This window comes from Variovorax sp. 350MFTsu5.1 (assembly GCF_048302515.1).
GTDB lineage: Bacteria > Pseudomonadota > Gammaproteobacteria > Burkholderiales > Burkholderiaceae_C > Variovorax > Variovorax guangxiensis.
Window position 1 is genome coordinate 1,491,649 of sequence record NZ_CP157620.1, and the last position, 17,992, is coordinate 1,509,640.

Sequence of the window (17,992 nt, forward strand, 5' to 3'; positions counted from 1 at the left end):
TATCCGTAGTTATGGATGTATGCATGTCGACGGCACGCCATCGACGCATGCATACATAGCCTGCAAAGCCAATGCACATGCGGGTTTGCGGCCATCGCATGAATCGCGTATTGACGTTTGGAGATGTGGTCTCGCACGCGTTTCGCGTGTCGCGGTGCTACGTAACAGGCGCGGTAACCCGCACGTAACAACGGCCTGAAAACGGCCTTCACAAGGCCTTCGCGCGAGCTCGTTCTTCAGCTCGTTTCGGGCAATTTCTTCAATGAAATCAAAGTACTACACGCGTCCTTGCGTGATGTACGCCGACGCTCGTCCGAGTGGGCATCGTTCCTGCGGTATCTGAAACGAAAGACAACATTTCGAAGCTACCCACGGGTGGCGAAAGAGCCAGAGGACGTCGCGTGATCAATTTTTTCTTGGACATCGTCAACGGCATCAGCGCATGCAGCACGGACCAGGTCCGCTGCGGCAAGGCAGGAGAAGACGCAGCAGGAGCGCGGACATGGAAATGAACATCCACTACACCTCCTCGGCCGCATCGACGCCGGTACCCACGGCAGCGCAGTTGTATGGCGGCGTCTTCCATGCCGCGCTGGTCGTCGCGGACGACGCTGCCTGCGCCGACCGCATGCGGCGCATCCTCTGCGAGCTCGCGCCGCATCGCCGCGTGGTGGTCGCATCGGGCCGGGCCGAGGCGTTCAATCTGCTGGCGGCATTGCCCTATGACCTGGTGCTGGTCGACATGCGGCTGCCGGGAAGCGACGGTGCCGCCGTTCTTCATCATGTGCGCCAGACCTATCCGCGCGTCGAGAGCATCGGCATGTCGGCGTCCGACGACCAGCAGCAGGTGAATGCCGCGATCGCGGCCGGCGCCATCGGGTATCTGCTTACCGAAGCCGACGACGCGGAACTCGCCTATCTGCTGCGCTCCATCGAACGCGGAGGCTCGCCGATGGATTCGCGCATCGCGCGGCGCATCCTCGGTTCGATCGCAGCGTCCGCGAAGGCGCGCACGATCGAGGCCATCCGCGTGCAGGGCCAGCCGCCGCAACAGCAGCAGAAGCACAAACAGCAGCCGCAGGGAGAAGCTTCCGATTCCAGGCTGCCGCAGGGCCTGCTGTCGCCGCGCGAACTCAAGGTGCTGCGCCTGATCGCGCAGGGCTGGAGCAACCGGCAGATCGCCGAAGCGGTGTACCTGTCGGTCAATACCATCGAGTTCCACGCGAAGAGCATCTATCGCAAGCTCTCGGTCAAGTCGCGGACCCAGGCGGTCCACGAGGCGATGCAGCACGGACTGCTGAACTGAAGTCCCCGCGGCGACAGTCTTCGTCGCCCTGTGCAGCCCCTGGCGGGCGCCCGCGGACGCGGCGCGCCCCGCCCGCGGCCGCCGGCCATGCGCATGGCGGCCATTGAATATCCTTACAGCGCCCCGCTACAATCGCGGGTTGACTCCTGCTCCAGCGAAGAAGACAAGAGGATCCCCATGAGTGACATGACCTCCGGCTCGCACCGGATCGACACCAGCAAGCGCACGTGGTTGATTGCATCCAGCTGCGCTGGCGTGGCGGGCGGCGTGGCCACCGCCATCCCCTTTGTTAGCACTTTCCAGCCTTCCGAGAAGGCCAAGGCTGCGGGTGCTGCGGTCGAGGTCGATATCTCGGGCCTCAAGGTCGGCGAGAAGATCACCGTCGAATGGCGGGGCAAGCCGGTCTGGATCCTCAAGCGCTCCCCCGAGCAGGTCGCGGAACTCCCCAAGCTCGACGGCCAGCTGGCCGATCCCCTCTCCAAGCGTCACCCCGACGAATTCACCCCCAAGTACGCACAGAACGAGCACCGCTCCATCAAGCCCGACGTGCTCGTCGTGGTCGGCATCTGCACCCACCTGGGTTGCTCGCCGACCGACCGCTTCCAGGCCGGTCCGCAGCCTTCGCTGCCGAACGACTGGGAAGGCGGCTTCCTCTGCCCCTGCCACGGTTCCACTTTCGACCTGGCCGGCCGGGTCTTCAAGAACAAGCCTGCGCCCGACAACCTGCCGGTGCCGCCGCACATGTACCTGTCGGACACCAAGCTCCTGATCGGTGAAGACTCCAAGAAGGCCTGAGGCGGAAGAAGAACATGGCTGAATTCCACGAGATTTCCCCCAACGCACCCGCCGGCGCCAAGCTGCTGAACTGGGTCGACAACCGTTTCCCGCTGAGCAAGCTGTGGAACGACCAGTGGGGCAAGTACTACGCGCCGAAGAACTTCAACTTCTGGTACATCTTCGGCTCGCTGGCGATGCTGGTCCTGGTGATCCAGATCGTTACCGGCATCTTCCTCGTCATGCACTACAAGCCCGACGCGAACCAGGCGTTCGCATCGGTCGAGTACATCATGCGCGACGTGCCGTGGGGCTGGCTGATCCGCTACATCCACTCGACGGGCGCCTCGGCGTTCTTCATCGTGGTGTACCTGCACATGTTCCGCGGCCTCATGTACGGCAGCTACCGCAAGCCGCGCGAGCTGATCTGGGTGTTCGGCTGCGCGATCTTCCTGTGCCTGATGGCCGAGGCCTTCATGGGCTACCTGCTGCCCTGGGGCCAGATGTCCTACTGGGGCGCCCAGGTGATCGTGAACCTGTTCGCCGCCATTCCCTTCGTCGGCCCCGACCTGGCCCTGCTGATCCGCGGCGACTACGTGGTGAGCGACGCCACGCTGAACCGCTTCTTCAGCTTCCACGTGATCGCCGTGCCGCTGGTGCTGCTCGGCCTGGTGGTGGCCCACCTGATCGCGCTGCACGAAGTGGGCTCGAACAACCCCGACGGCATCGAGATCAAGGCCAACCGCGGCCCCGACGGCCATCCGCTGGACGGCATTCCGTCGCATCCGTACTACACCGTGCACGACATCTTCGGCGTGGTGGTGTTCCTCACGATCTTCTCGGCGGTGATCTTCTTCGCCCCCGAGGCGGGCGGCTACTTCCTCGAATACAACAACTTCATCCCGGCCGACTCGCTGAAGACGCCGAACCACATCGCCCCGGTGTGGTACTTCACGCCGTTCTATTCGATGCTGCGCGCGACCACCGACGACATGGTCAACGTGTTCTCGCTGATCATCGCCGCGGCCGCCATCTGGAACTTCGTCAAGGGCAAGTCGGGCATGGGCCTGAAGATCGCGGGCATCGTCGTCGCGGCCGTGGTGATCTTCCTGCTCAAGACCTTCGACGCCAAGTTCTGGGGCGTGGTCGTCATGGGCGGCTCGGTCATCATCCTGTTCTTCCTGCCGTGGCTCGACCACAGCGAAGTCAAGTCGATCCGCTACCGTCCGGGCTGGCACAAGTATGTGTACGGCCTCTTCGTTTTCTTCTTCCTGATCCTGGGCTACCTGGGCATCCAGCCTCCCGGCGTCTGGGGCGAACTGGCCATCGGTTCGTTCAAGCTGGACATCGCGCAGACCATCTCGCAGATCGGCACGCTCGTGTACTTCGGCTTCTTCCTGCTGATGCCGTGGTGGAGCCGCAAGGGCGAATTCAAGACCGTGCCCGAGCGCGTGGTCTTCGCCGCCCATTGATGAGAACCAGAAGCCAAGAGAGCTGAGAGAAACACGATGAAGAAAAGCATTTCCGGCTGGCTCGCGGTCCTGGGTCTCGCGCTGGGCCTGACCTTCTCCGCGGCGGCATCGGCCGAGTCCGGGGGGCTCGCGTGGGACAAGGCCCCCAACAAGACGAACGACGTGAGCGCGCTGCAGAACGGCGCCAAGCTCTTCGTCAACTACTGCCTGAACTGCCACTCGGCCGCCTTCATGCGCTACAACCGCCTGCAGGACATCGGCATCACCGAGCAGCAGATCAAGGACAACCTTCTGTTCACGACCGACAAGGTCGGCGAGACCATGAAGGCCAACATCGACGCGCGCCAGGCCAAGGACTGGTTCGGCACCACGCCGCCCGACCTGACGCTGGTCGCGCGCTCGCGCGCCGGCCACGGCGGCACTGGCGCCGACTATCTCTATACCTACCTGCGCACCTACTACCGCGACGAAACCAAGGCCACCGGCTGGAACAACCTCCTGTTCCCGAGCGTCGCCATGCCGAACCCCCTGTGGGAACTGCAGGGCGAGCGCCGCCCGGTCTACACCAAGGTCGAACAGCACGGCCACGAAACCGAAGTGTTCAAGGGCTGGGAGCAAGTCACTCCCGGCACCATGACGCCCGTGCAATTCGACAATGCGGTCGGCGACCTGGTGAGTTACCTGCAATGGATGGCCGAACCGGCTCAGAACACCCGCGTGCGCATCGGCGTGTGGGTGCTGCTGTTCCTGGCCATGTCGGTGGTATTCGTGTGGCGGCTGAACGCCTCGTACTGGAAAGACGTCAAGTAGTTCCGTGCACGCCGACCGGATACCTTCGGGCATCCGGTCCCACAGAGTGGGTTGCCAACGCGACCCACTCTTTTTGATTTTTAGGAGTCTCTCGCCATGATGGTCTTGTATTCAGGAACGACCTGCCCCTTTTCCCACCGCTGCCGCTTCGTGTTGTTCGAAAAGGGCATGGACTTCGAGATCCGCGACGTCGATCTCTACAACAAGCCCGAAGACATCAGCGTGATGAACCCGTACGGCCAGGTGCCGATCCTGGTCGAGCGCGATCTGATCCTGTACGAGTCGAACATCATCAACGAGTACATCGACGAGCGCTTCCCGCATCCCCAGTTGATGCCCGGCGACCCGGTCGACCGCGCCCGCGTGCGCCTGTTCCTGCTCAACTTCGAGAAGGAACTGTTCGTGCACGTCTCCACCCTCGAGAACCGCACCACCAAGGGCAACGAGAAGGCGCTCGAAAAGGCCCGCTCGCACATCCGCGACCGCCTCACGCAGCTGGCGCCCGTGTTCCTCAAGAACAAGTACATGCTGGGCGACAACTTCTCGATGCTCGACGTGGCCATCGCTCCGCTGCTGTGGCGCCTCGACTACTACGGCATCGACCTCAGCAAGAACGCCGCGCCGCTGCTGAAGTACGCCGAACGCATCTTCTCGCGCCCGGCCTACATCGAAGCACTGACCCCGTCCGAAAAGGTCATGCGAAAGTAATTAAGATCGCCCCCAGGCTTCGCGCACTTCGTGTCGCTTCGCCAACCCCCTTCCGGGGGCAACACCTGCGGCCCGGCAGAGCCGGTTCCGCGGTGTTCCGCGAAGAGACGGCGGCCTGCCCGAGGCTGCGATTTCGCGATTGCACGGTACCAATTTCATGATCAACGCGCTCGAGTCGTCCTCCACCCGCCCGTACCTCATCCGGGCGCTGTACGAATGGTGCACCGACAACGGCTTCACGCCCTACGTCGCGGTGCAGGTCGACGAAACCGTGCAGGTCCCGCGCGAGTACGTGAAGAACGGCGAGATCGTGCTCAACATCAGCTTCGACGCGACCAGTTCGCTCAAGCTCGGCAACGACTTCATCGAGTTCAAGGCTCGCTTCGCGGGCACTGCGCGTGAAATCAGCGTGCCGGTGGGGCGCGTGATCGCGATCTACGCGCGCGAGAACGGGCAGGGCATGGCGTTTCCCGCGCCGGCTCCGGCCGTTTCGTCGGATGGCAACGTCGATGCTCCGATGCCCGTCCAGGCACCTGCGCGAGCGCCGCTGCGCGATGCTTCGCGTGGCAGTGGCTCCGAAGGCGATGCCGGCAAGATCGTCCACCTGGTGACGGGCGAAGACGGCAGCGAGACAGTCGATGCCGGCGCGCCCACCGACCCAGTCGACGAACCGCCGCGCCCGCCGTCGGGTGGCGGCGCCCGGCCGTCGCTCAAGCGCATCAAGTAGGCGGTCGCGAATGGCGCCTGGCCGGACCAGTCGGTACCGCCACTAGAATCACGCATTGGAATTCAGCCGCTTTAGCTCAATTGGTAGAGCACCCGCCTTGTAAGCGGAAGGTCGTCAGTTCGATTCCGACAAGCGGCACCACAAAAAGGACCCCTGAGCCCGGAACGGCTCAGGGGTTTTTCTTTTTCTTGTCCTCAGGCTTGCTGCGTCGACGCTGATTGCGTCACGCCCTGCATCAGCAGCCCAGTGTCGATTCGGTACACATCCGATTTTCATGCTCCATGGGCTCGATAGCGCTTTGCCGCAACGCAGGGCGGCCGTGGCGCCTTCGGACTGTATGGACAGCATGCCCAGCAGCTTGCGAGAGAACTGGGTTGACTTGCTCATGGCTCAATCGGCTCGCAATAGCGATCCTCTTCGAATCCAGAACTTTCTATTAGAGGCGGTTGAAATTTCAATGTTTTCAATGGTTGTCATTAATTATCAGTAGTTTTTATTTGCTATCAATGGTTTTCATTTGAATTGTTTTTTTAATTTTTCGTTTAAGAAGCGTGGATTCAGCGCTTTCCGTGTATTACATTACTTTAAGGAGAAGAAATTAAAGGGAGTGAAGAGTGATGTCCAATTCGATGGCGGGTGGAGCTGTGCGGGTTTGCGGCCTATTTTTTTTCGCAGCTGTTGCGATGCTCGCGACAGCTCCTGCATCTTGGGCTGCTGAATTCGTTTCCCCGTCCACTCCGATCGAAATTTCGCCTGAAGGCGTTCAGACCCTTCTACGTGCTGGTAAGCCGTTTCTCCTCATAGATACCGAGCAATCTGGCGGCGTCATCGCTGGTCGTGGTGCTCAGACTCGGGTCATCTACTACACCCGGGGTCCTTCGTTCCGAGCTGCCCAGACGCGCGCAGTTCAAGACCGTAGCACTGCAAACCAGGACGCAAGCAATGTAGCTAGCCAGCGCCTTACCGGCACTCCGCTTGAGTGGCATCGGCTCGGCTTGAAATTCAGCCGAGATCCGTTGCCGCTGAAAGCGTTGGAGCTGACTCCGCGCCAGCTCTCGGAGGCGTTAAAGGATGGTGCTGATCTTCAGATCGTGGATTTACGCCCGACGTCTGATCCCGCGGCCCTCGTCGCGCCGTTCACACCAGAGGCACTTCGACTGATGCCTCATCAAGTCGAAGCTCAATTGCCCAAATTGTCCAAGCAACGCTGGCTTGTGTTTGTAGACGGGGGCGATGACATTGGCGCATCGATCGCGCAAGCCTCGTTCAGCCACGGTTACTTGCTGGCGACCAGCCTAAAGGGTGGTTACCCGGCATGGACTGCCGCAACGGACCGTTGAGATCTTCATGATTGCAACGTCCTCAGTGCTGGTGGGCGATAGTGGATTCGGCAACTGCGTGTTGAGCCTCCGCGCATCGAAGCTGTTTTCCCCCTGGCTTCGCATGTTCTGGCTGGCATTGGGTTGCCTGCTCGTTGTTGCACCCTCGGCAACTGCGCAAACGGCTGTCTCCGGCGCGATCGCAGTGGATACTCGCTGGAGCACTTCAGGCAATCCATACCTGGTGACCGGGGATGTGGTTGTGCAAAACGGTGCCGTGCTCACGGTTGATCCCGGCGTGGTGATTTACATGAGCGCCGGCACCGGGCTGACCGTTCAAGCCGGAGCCATTCGGGCATTGGGAACTGCCGCTGCACCGATCCGAGTGCTGTCTGAAAAGACGCGCTCTGGACAAGCCGCCGCGCCAGGCGATTGGAAGCAATGGATCTTCAATCCCGGCACGGTCAACACGCAGCTTGACAACGTTCTCCTCGATCACGGCAGTGGCCTGGTGGTTAACGGCTCCGCACCAATTTTCAATTACATCAGCGTCCGCAGTCACTCGGGACCGGCGATTTCCGCCGACCTTGCGGCTTCACTGAGTGGCGTTGGCAATCGGGCGAGCGGTAACGCGCTCAACGGCGTGCTGGTGCCGCCCGGCGATGTGTTCGGCAACGTCAGATGGGGTTTGCGCGGCATTCCCTATGTCGTTTCAATGGGCACGGTTTCCGTGGGCGCGTCGCCGTCCGTTGCGGCTATCACTCCCAACACCCTTCAACAGGGCGAAAGCACCACCCTCACCCTGACCGGCACGCGCCTCGCTGGCCTCGCGAGCGCGCGTTTCGACAAAGCCGGACTCACTGCCCAGGTTCTTCCCGGCAGCACTGGCAGCCAAGCGAAGCTGACTGTCACCGCCGATGGCACCGCAGTCCCAGGCGCCAGCGCCATGACGCTGCTGCTGGAGGCCGGCGAGGTGCATCTGACCAAAGCTCTGACCGTGGAGCAATCTCAGCCTGTCCTCATCAGTATGGTGCCAACGACGCTGTATGTGGGTCAGGGCACTGTGGACGTCACAGTGTCTGGTCGCAATTTGGCCGCTCAGTCGGTCGTGCTCGTGAACGGCACTGCTGTCGCCACGCAGTTCATCTCAGCAAGTCAGCTGAAGGCGAGCATCGTTGCGCCGGCCGCGGCAGGCAGTCTGCTCGTGAGGCTGCGGACGCCCAATCCGAACTCTGGCGGTGCTGAGTTCTTGTCCAACGAGTTGCCTTTGCAGGTTGCGCCGGCGCAGCTTGTGTTGAACCCGTCGAGCCTCACGGCCGTCAAGGGTGGCAGCAAAACCATGAATCTCAGCCTGCCCTATGCGGCAGCAGCAGGTGGCACTGCCGTGACGTTGGTGTCGAGCGTGCCCACGGTGGCCTCGGTCCCCGCGACGGTCACGATTCCCGCCGGGCAAACCGACGCTGCATTCCAGGTGGGTGCGGCCGAGCTCGGAAGCACCACCATCACGGCCAGCCGCTCCGGTTTGGTCAGTGGCCAAGCTCAGGTCGCCGTGATCACACCACCGAGCCTGACGCTGGCGCCGTCCGTGTTGACTTCGGGTGTGGGCCGGACCGTCGATCTGGCCGTGCAGTCAAGCGCACCTGCGCCAGCGGGCGGCCTTGAGGTCGCCTTGGCCAGCAGCAACGCCGCGGTGGCCGCCGTGCCGGCATCGGTGACGATTGCAGCTGGAAGGAGCACTGCCACCACCCGGGTCACGACTGTGGCCGTGGGGGCGGCCAGCATCACTGCCCAGACACACGACTACGTGAGCGGCCAAGCGACGGTGACGGTCCGTCCGACCTCGCTTAACCTTCCGGCGGGCGCGCTGGTGGCGCCGGGCCTGACGCGCTCGGTTCCCTTGACTCTTTCAGATCCGGCGCCCGCCGGCGGCCTGGTGGTGCAACTGGCCAGCAGCGCTCCATCCACCGTGTCGGTGCCTGCATCGCTCAACGTGCCCGAAGGGCAGACCAACATCAATTTCACGCTGACCGGCGTGGCCGCGGGGACTGCGACCGTAACGGCATCTGCCAGTGGTTACCAAGCGGCGAGCCTGCCCGTGACCGCGCAGGCAGTAACTATCAGCGTGGGTAGTCCGGCTGTGTCGGGAATCTCAGTGCCGATGGATGTCACCAAAAACTATACGGTGAACCTGTCGCGACCGGCGCCTGTAGGTGGCGTTGTGGTGGCATTGAATACCGACGATCCCAGCAAGGCGACCGTTTCGCCGTCGACCGTAACGATTGCCGACGGACAGACCTCAGGCGGACTGGTGACTATCGGGGTGACCGGATTGGCCAAAGGCGCCGCCATGCTGTCAGCAGGCGCACCCGGGCTGACGGCGGCAAGCGTGCCCGTGACAGTAACGGGCAAGCCGGCGCTGGCGTTCAATGTTGCCGCAGTGACTGTGGGCAAGGCACTGAAGACCTATTACTACGAAGCCCGCATCCTGCGTCGTACGGATGGCAACGCCTATGGTCCGGCGGAGCCGGTGACGGTGAGTCTTACGAGCAGCGATGCGAGCAAGGCGCGCGTTCCCGCGACGGTGACGATTCCGGCGGGTAATAGCGAGGCGTACTTCTACATCACGGGCGTGGACCTGACGGGCGGTACGCCGGTGACCATCGACGCGACGGCGGCGGGCTACACCGCACCAGCGACCAAGCTGGCGACCACCGTGGTGGCGCCGGTGTTCAACGTCCAGTCGCTGGATACCAACCGCAGCCCGTCCAGTGCGCGTGATAACTTCACTGTTTACGTCACGACACCGGGTGCCAACTACTCGGGCAGCCAGACGGCCGCAGCCGATCTGCCGATCAGCCTGGGCATTGTCGAAGGCACGCCGGTGGGCATCGTCGATGGCTTCTACAGCGCGCCGACTGGTGGGACCGCGGTGAACCAGCTCGTTCTGCGCAAGGACAACACCACCAGCGACACTGCCTACGTGGGCACACCGACCGCTGCGGGCAGCTACAAGGTGCAGTTCAGCGCGGCGGGCGTGGCCAGCGGCACCTCGGGCGTGACCACCGTGAGCGCGCCGCAGCTGCAGTTCAATGTCAGCAGCGTGGTCGTGGGCAAGGGGCTGAAGACCTACTACTACGAGGTCCGTGTGCGCCGCGCGGTCAACGGCACCGTCTTCAATGGGGCGGAGGCGGTGACGGTAAACCTCACGAGCAGCGATGCGAGCAAGGCGAGCGTTCCCGCGACGGTGACGATTCCGGCGGGTAATAGCGAGGCGTACTTCTACATCACGGGCGTGGACCTGACGGGCGGTACGCCGGTGACCATCGACGCGACGGCGACGGGCTACACAGCGCCATCGACCAAGCTGGCGACCACCGTGGCGGCGCCGGTGTTCAACATCCAGTCGCTGGATGCCAACCGCAGCCCGTCCAGTGCGCGTGATAACTTCACTGTTTACGTCACGACACCGGGTGCCAACTACTCGGGCAGCCAGACGGCCGCAGCCGATCTGCCGATCAGCCTGGGCATTGTCGAAGGCACGCCGGCGGGCATCGTCGATGGCTTCTACAGCGCGCCGACTGGTGGGACCGCGGTGAACCAGCTTGTTCTGCGCAAGGACAACACCACCAGCGACACTGCCTACGTGGGCACACCGACCGCTGCGGGCAGCTACAAGGTGCAGTTCAGCGCGGCGGGCGTGGCCAGCGGCACCTCGGGCGTGACCACCGTGAGCGCGCCGCAGCTGCAGTTCAATGTCAGCAGCGTGGTCGTGGGCAAGGGGCTGAAGACCTACTACTACGAGGTCCGTGTGCGCCGCGCGGTCAATGGCTCCGTCTTCAATGGGGCGGAGGCTGTGACGGTGAGTCTAAGTTGCAGCTCCACGGCGATTTGCACTGTGCCGGCCAGTGTCACGATTCCAGCGGGTGGCAGCGAGGCTTACATCTACGTCACGGGTGTCGGCATAGGCAACACCACCGTGGTAGCTAGTGCTGTGGGCTACAGCGCAACGCAGGACTTGGCGGTCAGCGTGGTCCAGCCACAGTTGAGTTTCAGCGGGCCAGGCAATGTGCGGGTGGGTGAGCAGTATGGCTTCTCGCTCTACTTGACTACACCAGGCGCTGCTTACTCCGGCAGCCAGGCGGCAGTTGTGCCGTTCATCGCCAATCTGACGAGCAGTGCGCCCGGTGTGGCAACGGTGCCACCCACAGTCTCGTTTGGCACCGGCAATACCTCGCCCGCTACCGTGAATATGAAGGGCGTCGGTGCCGGAACGACAACCCTGACCGCCAGTGGCGCGGATTTGAGCAGCGCCACATCGGGCGTGATCACTGTCAGTCCTTGAGACAACTGCGATGACTCTTGCTCTCTTGAACCAATCGGCAGTGCTGACTGCGCCGCATCATTCGCTCTTGCCGCGTGCGAATGAAGTTCCCACCCGTTGGCGACGGGCGATCGCCTCGGCAATGGCATTGTCGATGCTGGCCCCAACATTGGTCGGGACGGCCCACGCTGCCGAGTTGATCCTGGACGAAGGCGTCGTGGTCAAGTTCGGCGCCGATGCGCAACTTGTGGTGCGCGACAGGCTTCGTGCGGGCGCTGCCGTCACGCTCACCAGCGTCAACGACGACACCGCCGGCGGGCAGACAAATCCAGCGGCAGGCACGCCGGCTACCGGTAGCTGGCGCGGCCTCAGCATCGAAAAGACATCGACCGCTTTTGGCCAGCCAGACTTGAGCGGTCTTACCCTACGTTATGGCGCTGGTCTGTCCGTGCGCGGCGCGAGCCCGACTCTGCAGTTCATGCAGCTGACCGACAACACCGTCGGCCTGCGCCTGCTCGATGGCGCCAATCCTGCAGTCACGGGCTCCAGCTTCTTGCGCAACGGCATCGGCATCGAAGCGCTCGGCGGCAGCGTGCCGAACGTCACGACCACGCAGTTCTTACAGAACACCGCCTTTGCGATCAGCAACGCACAACCCGCCACCGTGATCCAGGCCACCGGCAACTGGTGGGGCCACGCCAGCGGACCGCGTGACACCACGGGCAATCCACAGGGGCAGGGCGATGCCGTATCGGCGGGCGTCAACTACAGCAGCTATCTCGCTCAGGCGCCCCTGAGCAGTCCGAGCATCCGCCTGGTCGCGCCTGCGCCGTTCTACCCCACCAACTCGCTGCAACTCGAGCTCGCGTGCGTAAACGCAACCGAGTACCGCATCGCCGAGAACGGTGAATTCGCCGCGGCGACCTTCGTGCCCCTGACAGGCGGCAAGGCTGTCGTCGACTACACCGCATCGGCGGGCGACGGCCGCAAAACCATCGCGGTGCAGTTCCGCAACGCGGCCGGCACCGTAGCGACGGCCAACCTGACCAACCCCGCGGCCACCAACTCGGCGACAGTATTGATCGACAGCGCAGCCCCGGTGGTCGGCATCAACAATCCTGCTGCTGGTAGCGTGCTCGCGCAACCAATCACGGTCGAAGCGACTGCCACCGACGCAGGTGGCCTGAACAAGGTCGTCTTCTATCTTGATGGCCAAGTGGTCTCGACGCAGACGACGATCTCTCCGTCGGGCAGCTACAGCTACGCATGGAACACCGACAACAGCGCCAACGGCGACCACACCTTGCGTGTGGTGGCCATCGACGAGGCTGGCCGCAGCAGCGAGCAATCGCGCGTGGTGACGGTATCCAGAACACCGCCGGCGCCAGACACCGTCGGCCCCGCCATTGCCAACGTGCGGATCGACGGCGCACCACTGGCCAACGGCGCCACGCTGACCCGGGATGCTGTCGCCACAGCTGAAGTGACGGACCGAAGCGGCGTGGCCCGTGTCGAGCTTCTGCTCGATGGCCAGACGATTGCAACGCCCACAGGTTCCGGTGGGCAATACGGCGCGCCTTTCGGTATCGCCGGCGTTGCCAACGGCAGCCATGCATTGGCATGGCGCGCGGTCGACTCATTGAACAATGTCAGTACGGCCAGCTACCAGATCACCGTTGCGCATGCGGCGCCCAACGCGCCCGTCATCACCAGCCCCAAGACCGGACTGACCACGCGCACCTCGAACTTGTCTGTTGCCGGCACCGCTGCCGCCGGAAGCAGCGTGCAGCTGCTGGTCAATGGCCAGCCATCCGGCCCGATGTTGACCACCAGCAACGGCGCATTCAACGGAGCGGTCACGCTCGCTTCCGGCGGCAACCAGGTGCAGGCGCGCGCCAGCGATGCTTATGGCCAAAGCGGCTTGTCGGCTGCAGTCATGGTCACGCTCGATGCCACAGTGCCCTCAAGCCCGAGCAATCTGGCTGCCACCGCGCTGGTCGATGGCAAGGTCCGGCTGACGTGGGCGCGCTCCGCCGATCCGAATGCCATCGGCTACGACCTCTATCGCTCGCGCAGCGCTTTCACGGACATCGGCGCGGCCGCCAAGGCCAATGCATCGCCGATCACCGGTACAACCTACGAAGACCTGCCCAAGTCCGACGGCGTATGGTTCTACCGGCTCGTGGCTGTCAACTCGGTCTTCACGCCGTCCGCAACGACCGACCAGGTGCAGGTGATGGCTGACGGCACGGCGCCCAAGGCGGTCACGGTGGAGTACCGGCCGCAAGGCAAGGTGGATGGTGCGTCGGGTCGGATAGGCCAGGGCAAGGTCAACGTTCAGCTGACGGTGAGCGAGGAGCTGCAGGCAGCGCCGTACCTGGCGGTGGTCCCTGCGGGAGGTGCACCGATCGTGCTGGAGCTTGCGAAGATCAACGCCACCGCCTACGCAGGCGCCTTCTTCGTGGACGCCAACACGCCCTCGGGCACGGCCAACACACTGTTCTCGGCGCGCGACATGGTAGGCAACCGCGGCACCGAGATCGGTGCGGGCGCCACGCTAAAGATCGACACCGAAGGCCCCGCGCTGTCCTCCATCACCTTGAACCCGGGCGCCCCCATCAAGGCGGGAGCCAGCACCACGGTGCAGGCCACCTTCGTCTTCAGCGAGGCACCCAAGCCGGGAGCCGCGCCGCAGATCAAGTACCTGCTGTCCGGCCCCGTGCGCCAGGCGACGCCGATCGCCGGCCTCACCGCAGTCGATGCGACCACCTGGAAGGCCAGCTTCATGCTGCCCTCGGACACCGGCTTGGCTTCACCGGAGATCCTGAGCTTCAGCAGCCAGGCGCAGGACGACCTGGACAACGTCTCCAATCGCGTCAGCGCGGCCAACCGCTTCCAGGTCTACCAGGGCAACCTGCCGCCGGCGGGCGCACCGCTGCTGTTGACCGGCAAGGCCCTGCCCGGCGGCAAGGCGCAGTTGAACTGGCAGGCCGTGGACGAAGCCTTCGCTTACCAGGTCTATCGCAAGGGCCCTAGCGACGCGGCACTCGTTGCCCTCGCACGCGCCAGCGGCGCTACCCACATCGACCAGACGCCGGCAGACGGGCGCTACACCTACGCGGTCGCATCCATTCGTTCGTCCAACGGCGAAGAGACCGTCTCCAGCCAGAGCGCCACCGTCGACGTGACCACCATCGCCAACGCCCCCGGCGCGCCGCAGAACCTGGCGCTGCTGCTCACCGGCCAAGGAATCAAGGCCACCTGGCAGGCACCCGTGGCCAGCACCGTCGACTACTACAACCTGTACCGTGCCAGCGGCACCAGCATCAACAGCGTAAGCGGCCTCACGCCGATCAAGACCCGCGTCAAGAACCCCATCACCTACGACCCCCAACCCTCCCCCAGCCAGGGCGCCTACGTCGTCACCGCCGTCGATGCGGCAGGCAACGAGTCGGCTGTGTCCAACACCGCATACCTCAACGCCAGCCTGCTGCCGGTCGTGAACCTGCGCATCGAGCAGATCGGCAACGCGCTGCCCGTCATCTCCTGGCAGGCGCCCAACGGCACGCTGGCGGGCTACAACGTGTACGTCGGGCCTGACGCCACGCGCACCAGGCTCACGCTCAGTCCCATCACCGCCACCGCCTTCAGCGACAGCGGCTTCTCCGGCGGCGAGCGCCGCTACACCGTCGCCAGCGTCGATGGCTCGGGCCAGGAGATCGGCCGCAGCCTGAGCCTGCCGGCCGTCAGCACCCAGATCGTGTCGGGCCTGCCCCTCAAGCGCGGCGTCATGAACAAGGTGCAAGCGCAGGTCGTCAACACCTCCGCCGGCGCAGTGACCAACGCCCGCGTGGTCGTGCGTCTGCCCATCAACCGCGAAGCCACGCAGTTCGCCGACCACAAGTCCGAGCCCTTCGACCTCGGCAGCAACCAGACCCAACTGGTCTCCGTGGTGATCGGCGGCTACGCCGACCTGCCGGGCCAGGCGCAGGCGCAAGTCGGCCTGGAGAGCAGTCCCAACGAAGGCGAGAGCGTCAAGATCGCGCGCAACCAGACCCTCGACGTCGGCGACAGCGCATTGGTCGTCGGCATGTCCACCGGCGAGTTCACGCGCGGGGCCACCGGCAAGGTGCGCCTGACCATCGAGAACACCTCCGACGTCGAAGTGGAATTCCTCACCGCCACCGCTGGCGGCAACAACCCCTCGAGCGAGCTGCGCTTCAAGATCCTCGATGCCGATGGCAACGTGCTCGCCACCCAGCCCTACAAGCAGGCCGTAGGCGCCAACGTGGTCACGCTGACCAACGGGCAGACCGTGGCGCGCATACCGGCCGGTGCAAGCTACACCTCCGACCAGTTCGAGCTGGCCGTGCCGGGCTCCAGCCCCAACAGCATCCGCGTCAAGCTGGAGGTGGACAAGATGCGCTACCACAGCGGGCAGGACGACCAGGTCGTCATCGCCGGGCGCGGCAGCGAGAAGGTCGTCTCGCTCATCGACACCGCCTACGTGGGCGAGATTACCAACGTCACGCCCACCAGCTCCTTCGGCGACCAGGACATCGTCATCACCGGCCGGGCGTTGGCGCGCGGTGGCAACCAGCCGCTGCCCGGCACGCGGCTGAAGCTCGTGTTCAACCAGCAAGGTTTCGAGCGCGTCTTCAGCGTGCTGACCGATGCGAGCGGTGCGTTCACCTACACCTTCCAGCCCACGGCCACCGACGCCGGCCTCTACAAGATCAGCGCCATCCATCCGGAGCTGACCGACCGGCCCGAGCAACGCAGCTTCATCATCAACCGCGTGACCTTCGGCCCCACGCCCTTCAAGGTCGACGTGCCGCGCAACTACAGCTACCCCGTGCCCTTCGTCGCACGCTCGGGTGCGGGCACCACCGCCACCAACATGCGCTTCGTGCTGGAGGCCAGTGCCCAGCCCACCGGCCAGCTACCCGCAGGCATCAACCTGCAGTTGCCCGCACCGGTCAGCATCGGCGAGCGTTCACAGGTCAACGTCCCAGTCGTCTTCAGCGCCACCAACGAAGCGCTGGCCTCGGGCAGTGTCATCCTGAGCGTGTACAGCGACGAGCGTCCCCAAGGCGCGGGCGCCCCCATCGGCCTGGTGCGCATCAACTACGCGCTGAGCGAAGCCAAGGCCTACCTGGTGAGCCTGCCCAGCGTGATCGAGACTGGCATGTCGCAAGGCGCCAACCAGATCGAGAGCGTGAGCGTGCAGAACAAGGGCACGCAAGATGCGCTGTCCCTGGCCTTCACGCTCACCAAACCCGATGGCGGTGCGGTGCCCAACTGGGTCAATATCTCCAGCAACGCCGACGGCAACCTCGCCGTGGGTGAGAGACGCACCATCGACATCGCCTTCAAGCCGCCAGCCGGCCTGCAGGAAGGCGTGTACGAGTTCCGCCTGAACGTACAGGGCACCAACGTGCCCGCGCAGAGCCTGAACATCTACGCAAGCGTCACGCAAAGCGGCAAGGGCAACGCCCTGTTCCGCGTGAGCGACATCTATACCGCCACGCTCGATAAGCAGGGCCGGATGATCCCCGGCCTGTCGGGCGCGACCATCACCTTGCAGAACGAGGACGTCGCCAGCGTGAGCCACCAGCTCACCACCGACGCGCTGGGCGAGGCCTACTTCCAGAACATTCCGGCCGGGCGCTACACCTACCGTGCCCGGGCCAACAACCATCAGGAAGTGGCGGGGCGCCTGCAGATCAAGCCGGGCGTCACGCTCACGCAGCCGATCTTCCTGAACTACAACCTCATCACGGTGGAGTGGAGCGTGCGCGAAGTCACGATCCAGGACCGCTACGAGATCACCATCGATGCGACCTTCGAGACCGACGTGCCGGCGGCGGTGGTGGTGATGCAACCCAGCTCGGTGAACCTGCCCAAGATGCGCGCTGGCGACGTGTTCTACGGCGAACTCTCCCTGACCAACCACGGCTTGATTCGTGCTGATGGCATCAGACAGCGACTGCCTGCGAGCGATGCGAATTTCCGCTTCGAGTTTCTCGTTCAGGTACCGACCGAACTGCAGGCCAAACAGCGCGTCACGATTCCCTACCGCGTCATCGCATTGCAGCCTCTCGGCTCTTCGCGAGGCGATTCAGGTGGAAGCGGGGGCTCCGGCGGTGGTAGTACGGGGTCGGCGCCTGCAGACGGCGGCAACGGCGGCAACGGCGGCAACGGCGGCAACGGCGGAGACGGCGGTAACAGGGGCAACCCGGGAACGTCCGGCTCTGGTGAGGGTGATGGTTCGCCCACGGGTGCTGGTTGCTACAACTACAGCACGACAACGCTTGTGGAGTACCAGTACACCTGCCGAAACGGCGTGGAGGCGAGCGGGACCACGTCCACCAGCTGGTTCATCAACGAAAGCAAGGGTTGCCCCATGGGCGGCGGTGGAGGCGGTGGTGGAGGCGGCGGCGGTGGCTGGGGAGGGGGCGGCTTCGGCGGCGTCGGCGGAGGCAGCACATCGATTCCCTTGCCAGGCAAGAAGTGCGTGGCCGTGCCGGGCGGCAAGACTCAGTGCAGCTGACA

General features: G+C 64.1%; 9 protein-coding genes and 1 tRNA gene. All 10 read left to right on the top strand.

The genetic code is table 11. The annotated features are described in order from the left end of the window. Positions 1 to 502: 502 nt before the first annotated feature. The 10 genes from ABL843_RS06500 (at position 503) to ABL843_RS06545 (ending at position 17,990) form a co-directional block, all read left to right on the top strand. Positions 503 to 1,306 (top strand): LuxR C-terminal-related transcriptional regulator, encoded by an 804-nt coding sequence (locus ABL843_RS06500; RefSeq protein ID WP_418119344.1) that lies wholly within the window; start codon positions 503 to 505, stop codon positions 1,304 to 1,306. A gap of 177 nt (positions 1,307 to 1,483) precedes the next feature. Continuing rightward, positions 1,484 to 2,101: a ubiquinol-cytochrome c reductase iron-sulfur subunit gene (gene petA, locus ABL843_RS06505; RefSeq protein WP_126023027.1), complete on the top strand. Its 618-nt coding sequence runs from the start codon at positions 1,484 to 1,486 to the stop codon at positions 2,099 to 2,101. Positions 2,102 to 2,115: 14 nt separating this feature from the next. Next, positions 2,116 to 3,552, top strand: a complete 1,437-nt coding sequence (locus tag ABL843_RS06510) for a cytochrome b (RefSeq protein ID WP_126023028.1) — start codon at positions 2,116 to 2,118, stop codon at positions 3,550 to 3,552. Between the two features lie 36 nt (positions 3,553 to 3,588). Further along, a complete protein-coding gene (locus ABL843_RS06515; protein ID WP_184635135.1) occupies positions 3,589 to 4,362 on the top strand; it encodes a cytochrome c1 in 774 nt (257 codons plus the stop codon). Positions 4,363 to 4,458: 96 nt separating this feature from the next. Continuing rightward, complete coding sequence (locus ABL843_RS06520) at positions 4,459 to 5,070, top strand: glutathione S-transferase N-terminal domain-containing protein (RefSeq protein ID WP_007835362.1); 612 nt, start codon at positions 4,459 to 4,461, stop codon at positions 5,068 to 5,070. A 157-nt stretch (positions 5,071 to 5,227) separates the two neighbouring features. Further along, a complete protein-coding gene (locus ABL843_RS06525) occupies positions 5,228 to 5,797 on the top strand; it encodes a ClpXP protease specificity-enhancing factor (RefSeq protein WP_418119345.1) in 570 nt (189 codons plus the stop codon). A 65-nt stretch (positions 5,798 to 5,862) separates the two neighbouring features. Further along, positions 5,863 to 5,938 (top strand) — tRNA-Thr (locus tag ABL843_RS06530). 476 nt (positions 5,939 to 6,414) lie between these two features. Then, positions 6,415 to 7,137, top strand: coding sequence for a rhodanese-like domain-containing protein (locus ABL843_RS06535; RefSeq protein ID WP_418119346.1), 723 nt, complete (start codon positions 6,415 to 6,417; stop codon positions 7,135 to 7,137). Positions 7,138 to 7,144: 7 nt separating this feature from the next. Continuing rightward, positions 7,145 to 11,458 carry a beta strand repeat-containing protein gene (locus tag ABL843_RS06540; RefSeq protein ID WP_418119347.1) on the top strand — a complete coding sequence of 1,438 codons (4,314 nt, stop codon included), beginning with the start codon at positions 7,145 to 7,147 and terminating at the stop codon, positions 11,456 to 11,458. A 133-nt stretch (positions 11,459 to 11,591) separates the two neighbouring features. Continuing rightward, a complete protein-coding gene (locus tag ABL843_RS06545; RefSeq protein ID WP_418119348.1) occupies positions 11,592 to 17,990 on the top strand; it encodes an Ig-like domain-containing protein in 6,399 nt (2,132 codons plus the stop codon). The last annotated feature ends 2 nt before the right edge of the window (positions 17,991 to 17,992 follow it).